Origin of the sequence: Pseudoalteromonas sp. S2721 (genome assembly GCF_005887425.1) — a bacterium.
GTDB classification, from domain to species: Bacteria; Pseudomonadota; Gammaproteobacteria; order Enterobacterales; family Alteromonadaceae; genus Pseudoalteromonas; species Pseudoalteromonas simplex.
Genome location: NZ_PNCZ01000018.1, coordinates 51299 through 67243, shown reverse-complemented (window position 1 = coordinate 67243; position 15945 = coordinate 51299). Strand labels below are relative to the sequence as shown.

General features: G+C 37.0%; 13 protein-coding genes. 11 read left to right on the top strand and 2 right to left on the bottom strand.

Annotation, left to right across the window (positions count from 1 at the left end; genetic code table 11):
- The first annotated feature begins 57 nt into the window (after window positions 1–57).
- From CWC02_RS08685 to CWC02_RS08645, 9 genes are all read left to right on the top strand, one after another.
- Complete coding sequence (locus CWC02_RS08685) at window positions 58–1533, top strand: GumC family protein (protein WP_054553831.1); 1476 nt, start codon at window positions 58–60, stop codon at window positions 1531–1533.
- Window positions 1530–2606: a glycosyltransferase gene (locus tag CWC02_RS08680; protein ID WP_054553832.1), complete on the top strand. Its 1077-nt coding sequence runs from the start codon at window positions 1530–1532 to the stop codon at window positions 2604–2606. The genes CWC02_RS08685 and CWC02_RS08680 overlap by 4 nt, the downstream gene beginning before the upstream one ends.
- A 9-nt stretch (window positions 2607–2615) precedes the next feature.
- A complete protein-coding gene (locus tag CWC02_RS08675; RefSeq protein WP_346774160.1) occupies window positions 2616–4451 on the top strand; it encodes a sugar transferase in 1836 nt (611 codons plus the stop codon).
- 158 nt (window positions 4452–4609) lie between these two features.
- On the top strand, window positions 4610–4930 hold the full coding sequence (locus CWC02_RS08670) for an STAS domain-containing protein (protein ID WP_138602248.1): 321 nt from the start codon (window positions 4610–4612) through the stop codon (window positions 4928–4930).
- Window positions 4931–4938: 8 nt separating this feature from the next.
- Window positions 4939–5796, top strand: coding sequence for an OmpA family protein (locus tag CWC02_RS08665; RefSeq protein ID WP_138602250.1), 858 nt, complete (start codon window positions 4939–4941; stop codon window positions 5794–5796).
- A 1-nt stretch (window position 5797) separates the two neighbouring features.
- Window positions 5798–7864 carry an SLBB domain-containing protein gene (locus CWC02_RS08660; RefSeq protein ID WP_054553836.1) on the top strand — a complete coding sequence of 689 codons (2067 nt, stop codon included), beginning with the start codon at window positions 5798–5800 and terminating at the stop codon, window positions 7862–7864.
- Window positions 7861–8565: an AAA family ATPase gene (locus CWC02_RS08655; RefSeq protein WP_054553837.1), complete on the top strand. Its 705-nt coding sequence runs from the start codon at window positions 7861–7863 to the stop codon at window positions 8563–8565. The genes CWC02_RS08660 and CWC02_RS08655 overlap by 4 nt, the downstream gene beginning before the upstream one ends.
- Window positions 8566–8572: 7 nt before the next feature.
- Window positions 8573–10030 carry a SpoIIE family protein phosphatase gene (locus CWC02_RS08650; RefSeq protein ID WP_138617706.1) on the top strand — a complete coding sequence of 486 codons (1458 nt, stop codon included), beginning with the start codon at window positions 8573–8575 and terminating at the stop codon, window positions 10028–10030.
- 100 nt (window positions 10031–10130) lie between these two features.
- Window positions 10131–11579, top strand: coding sequence for a sigma-54-dependent transcriptional regulator (locus CWC02_RS08645; protein ID WP_138617704.1), 1449 nt, complete (start codon window positions 10131–10133; stop codon window positions 11577–11579).
- On the opposite strand, the gene CWC02_RS08640 is transcribed toward CWC02_RS08645, so the two are convergent.
- A complete protein-coding gene (locus tag CWC02_RS08640; RefSeq protein WP_138617702.1) occupies window positions 11548–12582 on the bottom strand; it encodes a glycosyltransferase family 4 protein in 1035 nt (344 codons plus the stop codon). The two genes, CWC02_RS08645 and CWC02_RS08640, sit on opposite strands and share 32 nt — an antisense overlap.
- A 20-nt stretch (window positions 12583–12602) precedes the next feature.
- On the opposite strand from CWC02_RS08640, the gene CWC02_RS08635 reads away from it, so the two are divergent.
- A complete protein-coding gene (locus tag CWC02_RS08635) occupies window positions 12603–12935 on the top strand; it encodes an Hpt domain-containing protein (protein WP_138617700.1) in 333 nt (110 codons plus the stop codon).
- On the opposite strand, the gene CWC02_RS08630 is transcribed toward CWC02_RS08635, so the two are convergent.
- Window positions 12900–13805: a gluconeogenesis factor YvcK family protein gene (locus CWC02_RS08630; protein ID WP_138617698.1), complete on the bottom strand. Its 906-nt coding sequence runs from the start codon at window positions 13803–13805 to the stop codon at window positions 12900–12902. The genes CWC02_RS08635 and CWC02_RS08630 overlap by 36 nt on opposite strands.
- A gap of 166 nt (window positions 13806–13971) precedes the next feature.
- Between CWC02_RS08630 and CWC02_RS08625 the strand changes: the two genes are divergently transcribed.
- Window positions 13972–15945 carry a response regulator gene (locus CWC02_RS08625; protein ID WP_171043831.1) on the top strand — a complete coding sequence of 658 codons (1974 nt, stop codon included), beginning with the start codon at window positions 13972–13974 and terminating at the stop codon, window positions 15943–15945.

Sequence of the window (15945 nt, the reverse complement as noted above, 5' to 3'; positions counted from 1 at the left end):
TTCAAAATGCAAATATAACTGCATTTTTTTGCAAATTGCAAAGCAATAGGTAACTCCATGTTAGTTAAAGAGCAGATCAAACGATTAATATATTTAGGGCTTTATGCGCTTTACACGCGTATTAAGCTTTTTATTATTCCGTTTTGCATTGTGCCTCTTGTTGTTATTTTCATGGGGCTGACTGCTCAAAAACAATATACCAACCACGCAACCATTTTGATTGAAGAATCTGCACTTTTAAATCCGTACTTAGATGATCTGTCTTTTTCATTTCAGTTATCAGATCGTATGGCAGCACTTAGAACTTTAGTTATAAGCAGAAAAGTACTTATTGCTGTCGCTAAGGAAACTAATTTAATCGCAGAAGATGCAACGCCAAAACAAGTTGAAGAAATTCATCAAAAGCTCTCTAAAGCTCTCTCTTTGTCATTAATCGGCGATGAATTAGTGCGTATAAACTTTATATGGCACGACCAAAGTCAAATGAAACCTGTACTTGAAAAAGTGGTAGAGAAATTTATTGAACGCTTACTTGCGCCAACTAAAGCCTCTTTAGATACGTCAGAACAATTTTTCTTTCAACAACTTGAAGGGTTACGCCAAGAGTTAGAAGTATCTGAAGAATCTCTTGCTAAATTTAAAAGCCAAAATAGCAATACATTACCAACGGTTTTACATAGCAACCGCGAAACATTCGATAAATTATTATCGGAAAAACAGCAGAAATTAATTGCTCTTTCTGGTGCTAAAGCAAAGCTCAATGCACTAAAAAATAAAGTAGGGCAAGCTAATCCAATCCTAGGGAAGTTAGAAGAAAAAATAATTCGTACAGAATCTGAATTAAGTCTACTGCGCACTCGTTATACAGATAAGCACAGTAAAGTTATTGAAAAAACACGTACTTTAAAAAACTTAAAAGCGCGTCAGCAGTCATTACTTGAATCAAGCGAAGATTTAGATACCTCGAATTTAGATCAACTTTGGCAAATGGTTAATACCTTGCCTTCGGGTGAAAATAAAGAATCCAGTGTATTGGTTTCTCAGCTGCTTGCCTTAGAAGAGGCTAAAAATAACCTGCTTCAACAGGAACAAGAATTTGCAATGCTAGAAGAACAGGTAAAAGAGGTAAGCGAGAGATTATTAATTACCAGCGATGTAGAAAAACAGCTAAGAAAATTAGAACGAGATTACGAAGTTAAACAATCGTTGTACAAAGATATGTTAAGCCGATACGAAATGGCAAAAGTAACAGGAAAACTTGTTAAATATGAAGGCCCAGACAAAGTAAAAACAATTGAACGCGCCTATAGCCCAACGCAACCAATCAATACCTCTTTAGTCATGACAATCGTGATTGGAGTTGTGCTTGGAATGTTTACAGGTGGAGCAAGTGTATTTGTTGCTTCACTTTGCGACAGCCATCTAAAAGATATTCAAACTATTGAAAAGCTTAGTAATGCACACGTAGTAACTGTCCTGCCAATTATAAACAGCAGTGCATCTAACAAGCATATTGAAGGAGAACCTTTATGAAGGTAATGCACTTAGTACAGCATTTAGAAGTTGGCGGCCTAGAAAAAATGGCAATTACGCTATTAAAGAATAGTCAATATAGCCAAACAACCATCATCGTCTCGTTAGAAGGTGATAAGGAGTCAGCAATCAAACAATGGCCGGAACTTAGCAATTATAAAAGCAGTGTTTTTTGTTTAAATAAAGCACCTGGCTTTAAAGGTTCGGTTATAAAAAAATTAAAGGCGCTTATAAAAGAGCAGCAAATAGATATTATTCATAGTCATCATATAGGTCCATTACTGTACGCTGGTATTGTGTGTTCATTAACAACTAAGCGTATTCGCCATGTTTCGACTATTCATGATGCTTGGTATTTAAACAATATTAAGCAACGTTTCTTCACCAGAGCTCTTAACTTATTAACACATATTCATTGGGTTGCAGATGCAAACATCGTAGCCAATGAGTTTCAATCAAAAACGTCAATCATACCTCAACAGACAATTTTAAATGGTATTGATTGCGAGCAATTTAAAGCAATAGATAAATCATGTGCACGCCAGCAGTTAAACTTACCAGAAAATGTTCAGTTGATCGGTTGTGCAGCCCGACTAATTGAAGGTAAAGGGCATAAAGACTTAATACATGCTCTCATTTATTTGCCTGAGAATTATCACCTTGTATTTGCAGGCGATGGTGACCAGAGAGATTTACTCCACAAAGCTGTTGAAAGCTATGATTTAAAATCGCGAGTACATTTCTTAGGAAATATACACGACATGAGAGTTTTTTACTCTAGCATCGATGTTATGTGTCTATATTCGAAACGAGAAGGTCTGCCCCTGTCTATCATTGAAGCGATGTCATGTGGAGTACCTATTGTCGCATCTGATGTAGGTGGTATTCACGAAGTTGTAACTGATAAAGAGGGGGAATTGATTGCAGCAAATAACTACAAGCTAATTGCCCCTGCAATATTACGTACTTTGCAATTACCAAACGGAAATCCTATTCGTCATCATGCTATTGCTGTTGCTGATGCACGGACCATGAGTAGTCAATATGACAATTTATACACAGCGTTAGCGTGATGGGAGGCTATGATGACAATTTTCAGTATCGTATTTTTAGTATTAGTATTCGTTGCAATTTACCACCATGTTGGATATCCAATCATGGTTAATTGGGCTGCAAAAAGTCACAAATCTAAACACAAAAATAGCAAGGCTGACCCTAAAACCTATCAGCCAAATATTGGTATTTTAATGTGCGCGTATAACGAACAAGACCACATAGCAGAAAAGTTACATAACTTAGCCTCATTGTTATATGACAATGATCATTACAGCATACATGTCTATTTTGATGGTTGCACAGATGCGACGGTGAACAGAGCTTATGAGGCTCAACGTGTTTTACTGAGCCATGGTGTGCAATGTTTTTTCCATGTTAGGGAAGAGAACAAAGGTAAAGTGCATGGATTAAATACATTAATGGGGTTAGCTAAATTTCAAAATGATATTTTATTGTTCACTGACGTGAGCGCGCTTTTGAGCATTGATGCTTTAAATAAGGTCGCCGATAAATTTAGTAATCCAAAAGTTGCAATTTCTACGGGAGTGTACACACTTGATGATAGGGCTCCAGATGCACAAAAAGCATATTGGAAGTATCAAAATCAGGTAAAACTATCTGAGTCCGAGCTAGGTGCAGTAATTGGTGTGCCTGGTGCCATGTTTGCGATGCGTTCAACATCGGCAATAGAGCTTGATGATAACACTATTAATGATGACTTTATTTTATCTATGAATGCGCTTGCACAAGGTGGTAAGGCAGTATTAGATGAAGACGTTGTTATTTATGAGCGTGAATGCGATTTACAACAAGAAGACTACAAACGTCGTATCCGTCTTGGAGCAGGGAATTGGCAACAAATTAAGTCCCTAAAACAGCTTCTAAAGCCTCAGCTTGGTTGGACGAGTTTAAACTTTTTTTCGCATAAAGTACTACGCGGTGTGATGCCGATTATCTTAGCGTGTATCTACTTGTGTATTTTATTCGAAGCTGCATTCATGAAAACCACATGGGCAGTGTTTTTAGCCATAGGTATTTTAAGCTTACACGGTGTTGAGCTGTTAAAGAGTGTTTTTAATATTAAAATGCGCGTACCTATTTTAGATAAAATAAACTATATTTTAAACAGTTATTTTCTGTCTTTATATGGAATTATACGCTACGAGCTAGGGTACTTTAATGCTCCTTGGCGACGTGTGAGGGATAACAATGTGAATCGTTCTTCTTATGAGATATCTGGTAAGTCGGTTGTGAAGGTTATAAAGCGTGGCTGTGATGTTATCGGTGCGTTAGTTGCAATCGCTCTCGTTTGGCCCATTTGTTTATTTGCCGCTATCGCAATTAAATTGACTTCTAAAGGCCCGATTATTTTTAGCCAACTTCGTGTCGGTGAAAGCTCAGATGACTTTGTCAAATTATTTAATGTATATAAGTTTCGCTCTATGGTTGTTGATGCTGAATTAAAATCAGGTGCCGTATGGGCGAGTAAGGATGATCCACGAATTACTCCTATTGGCAGATTTATGAGAAAAACGCGTATTGATGAGTTACCGCAATTAATAAACGTTCTTAAAGGGGATATGTCATTAATTGGTCCAAGACCAGAGCGCCCAGTTTTCTATGCAAAGTTAGAAAAAAATATCCCTTATTTTTGTCAACGAACTTATGGCGTAAAACCTGGTATTTCGGGTCTTGCCCAAGTAATGAATGGCTACGACGAATCAATAGAAGATGCTCGCAGTAAAATTGGTTGGGATTATGCTTATTCACTTAGTATGTCTACGCCATTAGCATGGCTAAAATTAGAATGCTCAATAATTGTCAAAACGCTAATGGTTGTTTTTACAGGAAAAGGCCAATAGTTTTATGGTCAAAATCAGTTGCATAATGCAAATTAATTCCTATAAATTAATTGCATTATGCACAAAGTAAATAAAAACTTAAAATTATCAATATCTTATATTCTGGCATTTAAGTTGTAACAGTAAGATTAACCAAACCATCTTAAAGGTAGAAAATCATGACTAATACAACTAAATCTGATGCAAATACCACATTCATCACTTTACCAAATGATTTCTCTGGCTTAGCAGTCGATAGCTTCAAAGATCAGTTCGAAACGGTAGCCACGAGTGAACAATCTAATGTGGTTCTTGATTTTAGTGACACCACCTTCATCGACTCCTCAGGTATTGGTGCCATGGTATTTTTATATAAACGAATTGAGAAAAAAGGCCAAAAGCTTTCTTTACTGAACGTTTCAGGTCAACCACATAAATTAATGAGTTTACTAAGAGTAGATAAAACCATCCCATTCATTGAGCAAGCTGACATCGCGTGAGGTGAGTTATGAAGCACATACTAATAACAGTTTTACTGATTATAATTGGCGGATGTGCTTCTTGGCCTGATGAAGGACAAGGAGGCTGGGCCGAAAAATACCAAAATTACCCATTAACCGATGAACAAAATGAGCTTATTTACGATACACAAGAAACAGTGGTTTTGAGTGAGTTTGAACATCACGTTTTGAAATTAGATTTGTTGAAAGCTCAAGGCATCAAACAATGTATGCCCGCTCAATTGCTTAAAGCTCAAATTTATGAAAATCGTATACGTCGTTTAATCGCAGCCCAAATGTGGGAAGACGCAGAGCATGATCTTTTGATCCATTACCACGGCCTAAACCAGTTATCAAAACACTTTGAAACAGTTAATGCGATGACGCAATGTGCTGGCCCAACGGAAAATGAGCAGGTGATGACTGCATCATTGAAAGAGCAGATCACTGAGCTGCTAAATAGTGACAATCAATTCTCTTTTAATGACTTTCAAGTAACACCTAAATACATCTCTCGATTATCACAAGCGGCTGACTTAATAAAACAAGTAGATAAAATCAATTTATTACTAGTAGGGCATACAGATATTAGCGGGCAACAAACCAATAACTATGAATTAGCATTGAAACGTGCAGAGACGGTTAAACATTGGTTAGGAATTTACGGGGTTAATCCAGCTACGATTACAACGCTCACACAAGGTAGTTTATCACCTTATAGCAATGAGCCCGACTCAAATGCTAAACGCCACTCAGATAGACGTGTAGAAGCGATAGTTATTGATATTACTGACAAAGATACGAACAAAAAAGTACATGCATTATCCAGTTGGACCAAAGTTTTAAATGGTCCTAAGGGGCAATAATATGAAACAATTAATTTTAATATGCTTACTTATGTTCTCAACACTCGCTGTTGCAGAGCAAGTTCAAGTCGGAAACAAAATATATTTATACTTACCGGGTGAAGTAGAGTTTGATGAACCATTTGAAGTTGCCAAAGATGGCACCATCACTTTACCTGAGCTTGGTAAGATTAAAGTAACTGGCGCTGAACTTGCTGAAATTGAACAGCAACTACGTGCTGCATTAAGCGAAGTCTATGTTGCGATGGACGATTTTTATGTCGAAATTCGTTCTAGAGATATTTTTATTAATGTTATGGGTTATGTGAACGACCCATCTCAAGTCAGTATTCCCCGTGATGGTAATATCCAAATGGTCATTGCACGTGCAGGTGGCTTGAAACCAGGGGCACAGCTAGACAGACTACAAATTCGTCGCGGTAACGATGTAATAGAATTCAATTACAAAGCCTATTTAGATTCAGGCAACATTGACTTATTACCCCAATTACAAAGTGCCGACACAGTATTCGTACCTGTATCACCACTATTAGGCAATGTACAAATCGATTTTGATGCGCAAACATTAAGTGCATCCGGTGATGCCAGCGATAACAGTGCAATCACCTTACTTGGTGAAGTCCACAATCCAGGTAGTTTTTCATTCAAAGAAAATATGAGTGTATTAGATGCATTGATGCGAGCTGAAGGCGTAACTCGCTACGCAGATGTAACCAAAATTCGCGTTATCGTAGACAAAACACCTGTTGTTTTTGACCTAAAAGCGTATTTGGATAAACCTAACAACGATACAATGCCTGCACTAAAAGCTGGTTCTACGATTTACGTGCCTATCATGGTTGATGATGTAAACACTACATCACGTACCGTCTACATCATGGGTGAAGTACAAAAGCCGGGTGCTTATGAGGCCGGCGATAGTACCAGCTTTTTAGATATTCTTGCGAATGCCGGCGGGCCGACTCGCTTTGCAGAAACTCGCCAGATTAAGATTTTAACGCCATCGGGCGAAAGTATTTTATTCGATCTGCAAGGCTACAGTGAAGGAATTGTGACTGTAAAAGTGCCTAACTTAAACCCAGGAGATGTGATTTTTGTTCCAGAAAAGACTGACCAAAATGAAAAAAGTTGGTTGAAAGTGCCACCAAAACGCGCAATTAAAATTATCGGCGCAATCCAATCACCGGGCCGTTATGAATGGAGTCCCGAAATGGATTTCACAGATTTACTTGCGCATGCAGGCGGGCCAACTAAAGGCGCAAATATCAATGATATAAAGATCGTTCGTAACGGTGAAGTCACTAAACGTTTCGATTTAGAGCAGTATACAATTAATGATGCAGGAAACTATGAATTACCCAACTTGATTGCTGGCGACACTATCATTGTTGAGGAACTGCCAGTTGATCCTGCTGATAATAAATCGCAATGGATCCGCCAAGAATCAAGTAAATCTATTTATATAATGGGTCAAGTTGGCTCTCCAGGCCGCTATGCATTTAATACTAATATGCATTTTATTGATATTTTAGCCGCGGCTGATGGTCCTACAGATAATGCAGATTTACGTAATATTCGTATTACCCATCGTAATGGAAACACTGCAAAGGTTAGTAAGTTAAACCTCGCACTTTATTTTGAAACAGGCGATGAAACACTCTTTCCACACGTTTTACCCGGCGATACCATCTACATTCCTGAAAAAGATAAAGATTGGTTACGTACCCCTAAAGAGCAAGTAGTGCGTATTATGGGGGCTGTTGAAAAGCCTGGTCGTTACAGCTTCGATGACACTATGACGGTACTTGACGTACTAGCAGAAGCAGGCGGTCCATCAAGCTCTGCACTCATAGACAAAATTGTGGTAGTTAATCATTCATGTTGCAAAGAGCAGTCTCGTGTATTTGATTTAGAAGAGTTTGTTAAGAATCCGAATTCAGCGTATATCCCTGTATTACGTGCCGGCGATACGCTTTATGTGCCAGATAAAGGTCAGGATTTAATTAGCCAATTTAAATCTAACTTTCTCGACTTCATAACAGTAATCGCTTTAGTGGTGGGCCTATGAAAATGATACCTTCTCAATACCAAGAGCTTGAAGCAGTTTGTAATGAAATTGATAACCTTAAAGCTCGCTGTATTTGTTTTATATCTTTAACAGGAAGTGAGGGTTCAACTTCCTTATGTACTAGCGTTGCAACAAGACTATGCAATCAATCAAAAAAAGTTTTGATCATTGATTTGAACCCAATTTCGCCTTTTAAACTTGATCAGAACCAAAGTACTGACGTTGGGCCATGGTGCTTTAGTGATATAAGTTGTCAATTGAATATTATTAGCACAGATCACGTTGATATTTTAACTATGCAGCATCTAAATGAGCTGGAATCAGTTAAAAACAAATCAATCCTAAACGATGCAATTGAACGAATAAAACAAGAATATGACTATGTGTTTATTGATATGAGCCCAGCACTTAAGTGTAATCGAGGCAATGTACCATTACATGCGCTAAGCTTATGTACTGACATGACATTTTTGACTGTTTCATTAGGTTTAAATGATGAAGAAGCACTGTGCCATGGCATTACAAATCTAGAGCAAGCAGGATTAACTGAGATTAAAATTGTAGTCGCACAGCATAACTTTGCTCCACTGGGTACACGTTTGATTGAGTCACTTAAAACGCGCCAACATAAATGGCCTAAACTTTCTAATTACCTAATAAATAAAATAATTAAACAACGTTGGTTGTTTACTGCATATTGAGAGACAAATGGACTGCCTTTATCAAAAGAGTTATACGCTAGATTGGCCGATAGTGAGCGAGATACGGCTTGTTTTAAAACATATCCTTACTGCAATTAGTGTCAAGCACCAAGACATTGATGCTGCAGGCCTTGTCGCAACCGAGTATTTAACTAATTTACTACGCCACACAAAGAAAAATGATAAGCCTTTGTTATTTAGTATATTTAAAGTATCAAACCAGCGGTTACGAATTGAATTTAAAGATTCATTTAAAAGTTATGATATTTTTAATAATCACTCATCAAATTGGGAAATAGACAGTGGTGAGCTTGTTGAAGGGGGGATGGGGGTTGCGCTTATCAAGCATTATTTTCCTAATGCTAGCTATAATACTCATCATCAATTTAATACATTTTCTTTCTCTTTAAACAATATCGATAAGCGGCCAACATTGATATACATTGATGATGATAAGTCACAATTGGCTCTGCTTAAAGCCTATTTATCTGAACATTTTCAAGTAATTTGTTGCGAAGACATTGAATCAGGTTGGCAAGAGATCCTGACCTCAGGTGCGACGATTTTACTGTTAGACCACAAGCTTAAAAATGGTACGAGTGAGCCGCTATTAAAACGACTAAACCAGTCAAATCTAAAAATTAATTTATCAGTTGTTATGCTCACGGGGGATGACAGTGAAGAGTTGATCAAAAGAATTAATATGCTCGGGGTTGATGATTATCTAGTTAAACCTGTTACCAAAACTAGATTACTGCAAAGTATTGAAAGAATTGTTCATCGGTTCTCTGCTTTAAAGTACTTTGTTAATGAGGAAAGAGCGCCAACCAAACGTGAGCTAGAAACGTATAACGCTTATAATTTTGGCTCAATTATAAGCCAAATGGGGGGAGATTTTTGTTTGTATCCCCACCAGCATAGCAACGCCGTGGTAATTGGCGATATGATGGGACATGGTCTAGTCGCTTTAAAAGAGAGCTTTGCTATTAAAGGTTTTTTAAGTGGTTGTTTAGCAACAGAGATCCCTTTAGAGACCGTACTACCTATGTTGAATAGAGCCCTTTCTGAGCAGCGCTTATGTAAATCAAGCTTAGTAACCTTGTTGATAATTTATATCGAAGATAACCGTTTACATTGGTTCAATGCGGGTCATCCTGCGCCTTGTGTTATTAATAAACAAGGCCGTTTAGAGCAGCTAGTTGGGACAGATCCTTTGCTTGGCCTTAATGATCAACATCAATTTAAGCATTACCAATATGAACTAGCTGAGGTTGAGCACATATTAATCTTTACAGATGGTTGGTTAGATAACCAACACTTAGATGAAGTGGATCAAATAGTATCGAAATTAAACGCAAACAAACTCTACAATGAAGATTTTGCATATGGTTTATGGCAAGCCAGTCAAGTGAAGTTATCTGAAGAAGTTGATGATGCATCACTCATTGTGATCAACAAACACTAAAGTTTGAGTTTACAAACTGAGCGATTTCACACTAAGCTATTAGTAAGGTTTTGTATCATAATCACTTTATCTCAACAGCTATTAAAATAAGGACATACCAATGCCACCTAAAATTCTCATTGTTGAAGATACTGAGTCACTGGCTTTAATGTACCAGTCATACTTAATACCCACGGGTGTAAATACGCGCATCGCTTACACCGGCGAGCAGGCGATAGCTGCTTTAGAAGAATTTCAACCAGACCTGATCATATTAGATGTCATGCTGCCGGATATGAATGGCCTTGATATTTTATCATCATTAAATGCTGATAACTCTCCGCAGGTAATTGTCTTAACAGGCCATGCAACAAAAGAAATGGCCATTAAAGCAATTAAATTAGGTGCAAGTGACTTTTTAGAAAAACCCATTGAAGCGGATCGTTTTCGGATCACTGTAAATAACGGATTAAAACTAAAAGACTTAAAGCAAACCGTAAAAACATACAAAAGTACCTATGAGAATGGACAGTACTTTGATTTGATTGGCAGCTCTGCTGAAATGCAATCTGTTTACCAAATTATTAAATCTGCCTCAGCAAGCAAAGCAACCGTTTTTATTACTGGTGAAAGTGGTACAGGAAAAGAATTATGTGCCCGTGCAGTGCACCTGGCATCTCCGCGTGCAAATAAACCCTTTGTTGCTTTGAATTGTGCCGCAATTCCTAAAGATTTAATTGAAAGTGAGATTTTTGGACATTTAAAAGGCGCATTTACAGGGGCCATTGCAAACCGTGAAGGGGCTGCCGGCCAAGCTGATGGAGGAACTTTATTTTTAGATGAGCTCTGCGAAATGGATATTAATCTTCAGAGTAAACTCTTGCGCTTTATTCAAACTGGTTGTTATCAGCAAGTAGGGAGTGAAAAAGAGGTTAAAGTTGATGTACGTTTTGTTTGTGCAACAAATCGTGATCCTTTGCTTGAGGTTAAAGAAGGGCGTTTCCGCGAGGATCTATATTATCGTTTACATGTCATTCCTGTCACTTTACCACCTCTTAATCAACGTGGCAAAGACGTTATTGAGATAGCAGATGCCTTATTCAAAAAAATTAGTAAAGAGGAAGGGCGTAGTTACAGGGGCATGTCTGATGCTGTTAAAAACATGTTTTTAAAATACAGTTGGCCGGGTAATGTTCGACAGCTAGAAAATACAATTAGAAATATTCTCGTACTTCACAATGAGGATTATATAGAAACAAATATGATCCCTGCTTTACCTCATAGCCAAAACCAGTCAGTCGAAACGGCAGCTTCTGAACCAAGTCATAGGGTTAAAACACAATTTGAGGATAGTACGCCTATATCTTCAGAAATAATTTCAATTGATGAAAAACCAGCAGAGTTTTCTCAGTCAGATATAGAACCCCTTTGGTTAGTTGAAAAACGCTATATAGAACAGTCTATCGATGCTTGTGATAACAATATTCCAAAAGCAGCGGCCTTGTTAGATGTGAGTCCTTCAACACTTTACAGAAAAATCAAGAGTTGGGAGGAAATGCAGGTAAGCTAGCGGTATAAACCTTATTTAATTGTTCAAATTGCTGTTTACCTGAAAAACGTTGCTCAACTAATTGCTTAGCATTTTTGAGCATGTTGCGCTTTTGTTCAGCACTGAGTGATCGTAAGTAATTTAATTGGTTTACTAATGCATCAGTGCTTGAATCAGTCATTAGTAAGCCATTTTTTAAATGTTCAATGATTTTCACAAGTTGGCCAACAGGTGCAGAAATCACTAGTACACCATTAGACATTGCTTCAAGGACAACCATAGGTAAACCTTCGGCCCTTGAACAAACAACCAATACATCTAAATGTGGCCATATTTGTTCTGGCTCACATTGTCCATGATAAGTTATTGCTGTTAAATCTAATTCACTTGCCATTGGTCCATCACCAAACATATGAAAATTAAGATATTCAGATGAAAACTGTTTAGCAGTCTCAATAAATATATCAGGGGCTTTCTCGTAAGATAAGCGGCCAACAAAGCCAACGTTAATTGGCCCTCTCTCAATGTTTATTGAGTGCTTAGATTTATTATTCAAACTGATAAAGTTTTCCAGTAGTTCTGCTTTGTAAATCTGTTTTGAAAGAATATCTGAAACGGCAAAATTAAATGAAAAGTAGCTTAAAAGCTTATCAAGCCTGTTATATAAATAAACGAGTCCCTGACCTTGCTCACCGGCATGATAAGTAGATATACAACGGCGACTTTGCATTAAGCAAGCGAGCTTGCCTAATATACTTGCTTTATAACCATGAGTATGAAGTAACGAGCTAGATGGTAACTCTTTGATAATTTTGTATAAATCTAAAAAACATCCGCCCGCAAATTGGTAGTCAATATTTGCATTATCTAAACGATTGTAAAATGCGATGTTATTATGATCTTGATAAAACAAAACTGAGCTTTTAATATTATATTGTTCAAGCAAATTGCATAGGGCGATGATATGGCTTTCGATGCCGCCAATGATGCTTGAATCTACAAATAAAATAACACTGTACTTCATATCTACTCCAAGGAAAAAACATGATAGATACTGCTACATTTGCACAATTGCAACAGGATGTTGGTGAAGACCTAGCAAAACAGCTACTACAAGTGTACCTCACTGAATCCACACAAATTGTTAACGATATTGCTGATACAACAAAACAAGCAACTATTTCTTTAAATGCTCATAGTCTGAAAAGCAGTAGCCGAAGCTATGGCGCGCTTTCTGTAGGTTCTATTGCTGAACAAATTGAGCACAAAGCCAAAGCTGAACAATTCGATCATGAATTGCATGATTTAATCGAGACACTGCAAGACCAATTTTTACTAACACTAAAGCATGGAAACAGCTTGATCAGTTCGGCTTGATTTATCAGCCTCCAAAATTAATGGCATTTTAAGTATCTCACCAAAAACTGTACTAAGTTGTTTAATATCATGTTGCTGATTTGGTGTTTTAATCACATCATCAAAATGTGAAACAATTTCGTTAAGTGCGTCGTGTGAAATACTTAAATCACAAAATGAATATCCCAGCATACTTTCAAGCCAATCAACGGGTTTTAAATCTAATGATTTAATTACACTTGTTTCTTTTGCAATATTTTCTATAAACACTCGACACGCTGAAGTCATGTTAATTGCTTGAGCGATATCTTCTACAAGCATAGCTGGCATAACACTGGTTATCAGGCTACCAGGACCAATTAAAATTAAGTCAGCATTATGTATTGCTTCAACAGCACCTGGAGCCGCATTTACATTTTGAGATAGAGTGACATATTCAGGTAACTGAGTTAGCGAGTCTATCTGGCATTCACCAATAATTTTTTCACCGTTTGGTAAAACAGCTAATAAATCGGTTGGCTCATCAGACATTGGCAAAATGGTTTCAGAATTGCCCAGCATCGCATTGAACCAAGCAATTGCCTGAGTCGCAGAGTTAGTTTGTTGTGATAACCCTAGCAGTGTTAAATTACCTAAACTATGACCATCTAACTCACCGCCTTCAAAGCGATGGTGAAATACTTTATGTACTAATGAGTCATCATCGGCAAGTTGTAGGCAACAACGTCTTATATCACCTAAAGCAACGCCCCCCTGACTATTTCTTAGTTTTCCTGTACTACCACCATTATCAGTTGTTGCGACAATTGCAGTGAGTTCTGCGCAATGTGGTCTAATTGCACTAAGCATATGAGATAAGCCGTGGCCACCACCAATACATACAATTTTCATTTGATTCACCCTAATTAGTTCATACCAATTAAAAGCATAAGGCATACCATTTTTAAGATTTAGCTAATATGATGAAATATCGATAATTTTTTAAAAAATATATGGATGAATCTAATTCTTTTTTCTATATTTGCATTATGCGATGCAATTTTTGATAGGAAAAGCCATGGCGGGTATTAACTTAGAGCAATTACCAATTGTGCTAAGACAGTTTAATGGAATAACAGAAAATCAAACTGTTAAAAAAGAACTTCAAGTTTTACTTAATCCTTATTTTAGTTTTAATGAGCTTTGTTTAATTAATATTGAAAACAATAAAGCATCAGTCGAAATGCGTACTATGAAGTATTTCGATTTTGAAGAAACATTGTTTATTGATGCATTGATTGATGACTCAATCTTATGGGTTGAGATTAACAATAGCAGCATGTTTAGAACCCCAAGCAATGTAGAGAGTGCTTTAGTCTTTCAAGTAAAAACAGGATTTGGTAAAGCTCAATGCCTGGTATTTTTATCTATTGAACCAGGAGCTTGTTTTAACGAACTTGAATCAATGCCATTACAAATTTTACTTCAACAAGTTGCACATCAATTAGAACATCAAACGAGGCTTAACAGGCAAAAATTTCATTCGACTTCACTATTAAGCCGTTTAGCTGAGCTTTCAAATTTATTTAATGACTTTGCCAGTGAATGGTTTTGGAAAACCACAGAAAATAATCTGTTTACAAACGTATTAACCTCAAACGAAGCAAATAATCTATACAAAAGGCATTTCCTGAATAAAACATTTGACGATGTAATAACTGAACATGAACAAACGCAGCTAAAAAAGTGGTCTCAATTTAAACACTTATTGTCAGAACAAAATGAATTTATAGATTTTGAATTTGAGATAAATTCATCACCTCAAGCTTGGGTGTCTTTTAGTGGTAAACCGCAATATGATGCAAATGGCCATTTCAAAGGTTATATGGGTATTGCAAAAGATATAACAGTAAATAAAGATAGAGAGTATGCACTTAATCTAGCGAAGAACAGGGCTGAAGAAGCCAGTCTTGCAAAATCGCAATTTTTAACTGTTATGTCGCATGAAATAAGAACCCCAATGAACGCCATTGTTGGCATGTTAGAACTACTCGCTGACTCTGAGTTAAATGAAAAACAGAGTAGGTGGTTAAATTACGCTAATACTAGTGCAGACCTTCTTCTAGATCTGATAAGCGATGTTTTAGATTTTTCAAAAATCGAAAGTGGTTCACTGCAACTTGATGTCAAAGCGACAGACATTTACACATTGGTTAAAAATATCGCTTCTCAATTCTTAGAAACAAGCCAAAGCACGGGCGTTATTTTTTCATCTGAAATAAAAACGGGATTACCCAAAACTATCGATATAGATAGTGCTCGCGTTGGACAGATCCTATTTAATATTTTAGATAATGCGATTAAATTTACTAAAGTTGGTACTGTTAATTTTAAAGTTGATAGTACCGAAAAAGAACTTATTTTTGAGATCTCGGATACAGGGCAAGGTATGTCTCAGTCTCAACTTGAGACAATCTATGACGCTTTCAAACAACATGATGATGGCGTAAACAGGCAAGCTGAAGGGATAGGTCTTGGACTGAGTATTACAAAAAGTCTGGTCGATCTTATGAAAGGAACTATCACTGTTGTTAGTGAGCCTAACGTAGGCACTAAATTTACGATAGTGATACCTTTTACCTTGGTAAAAGAGACCACTCACACACAGGAACAAGAACAGTCACTTGAGCCGATTTCTATTTTAGTAACAGAAGATAATAAAACGAATCAGGTGTTAATTAAGACATTCCTAGAAAAACTTAACCATCATGTAACACTTGCAGATAACGGCCAGCAGGCAATTGAAAAAGTGCAAGCAAGTACTTTTGATTTGGTTCTTATGGATATGATGATGCCGGTTATGGATGGAATAAGTGCAACTAAGTACATGCGCGAGAAACTAAACCTCACCATACCTATTGTGGCGTTAACTGCAAATGCTTCTAAACAAGATAAGAGCGCTTGTTTAGAAGCAGGAATGGACAAAGTGCTTACTAAACCAATCAGATTTCATGATTTAAATCGTGCTTTACGTATTTTATTCAGCCAATAA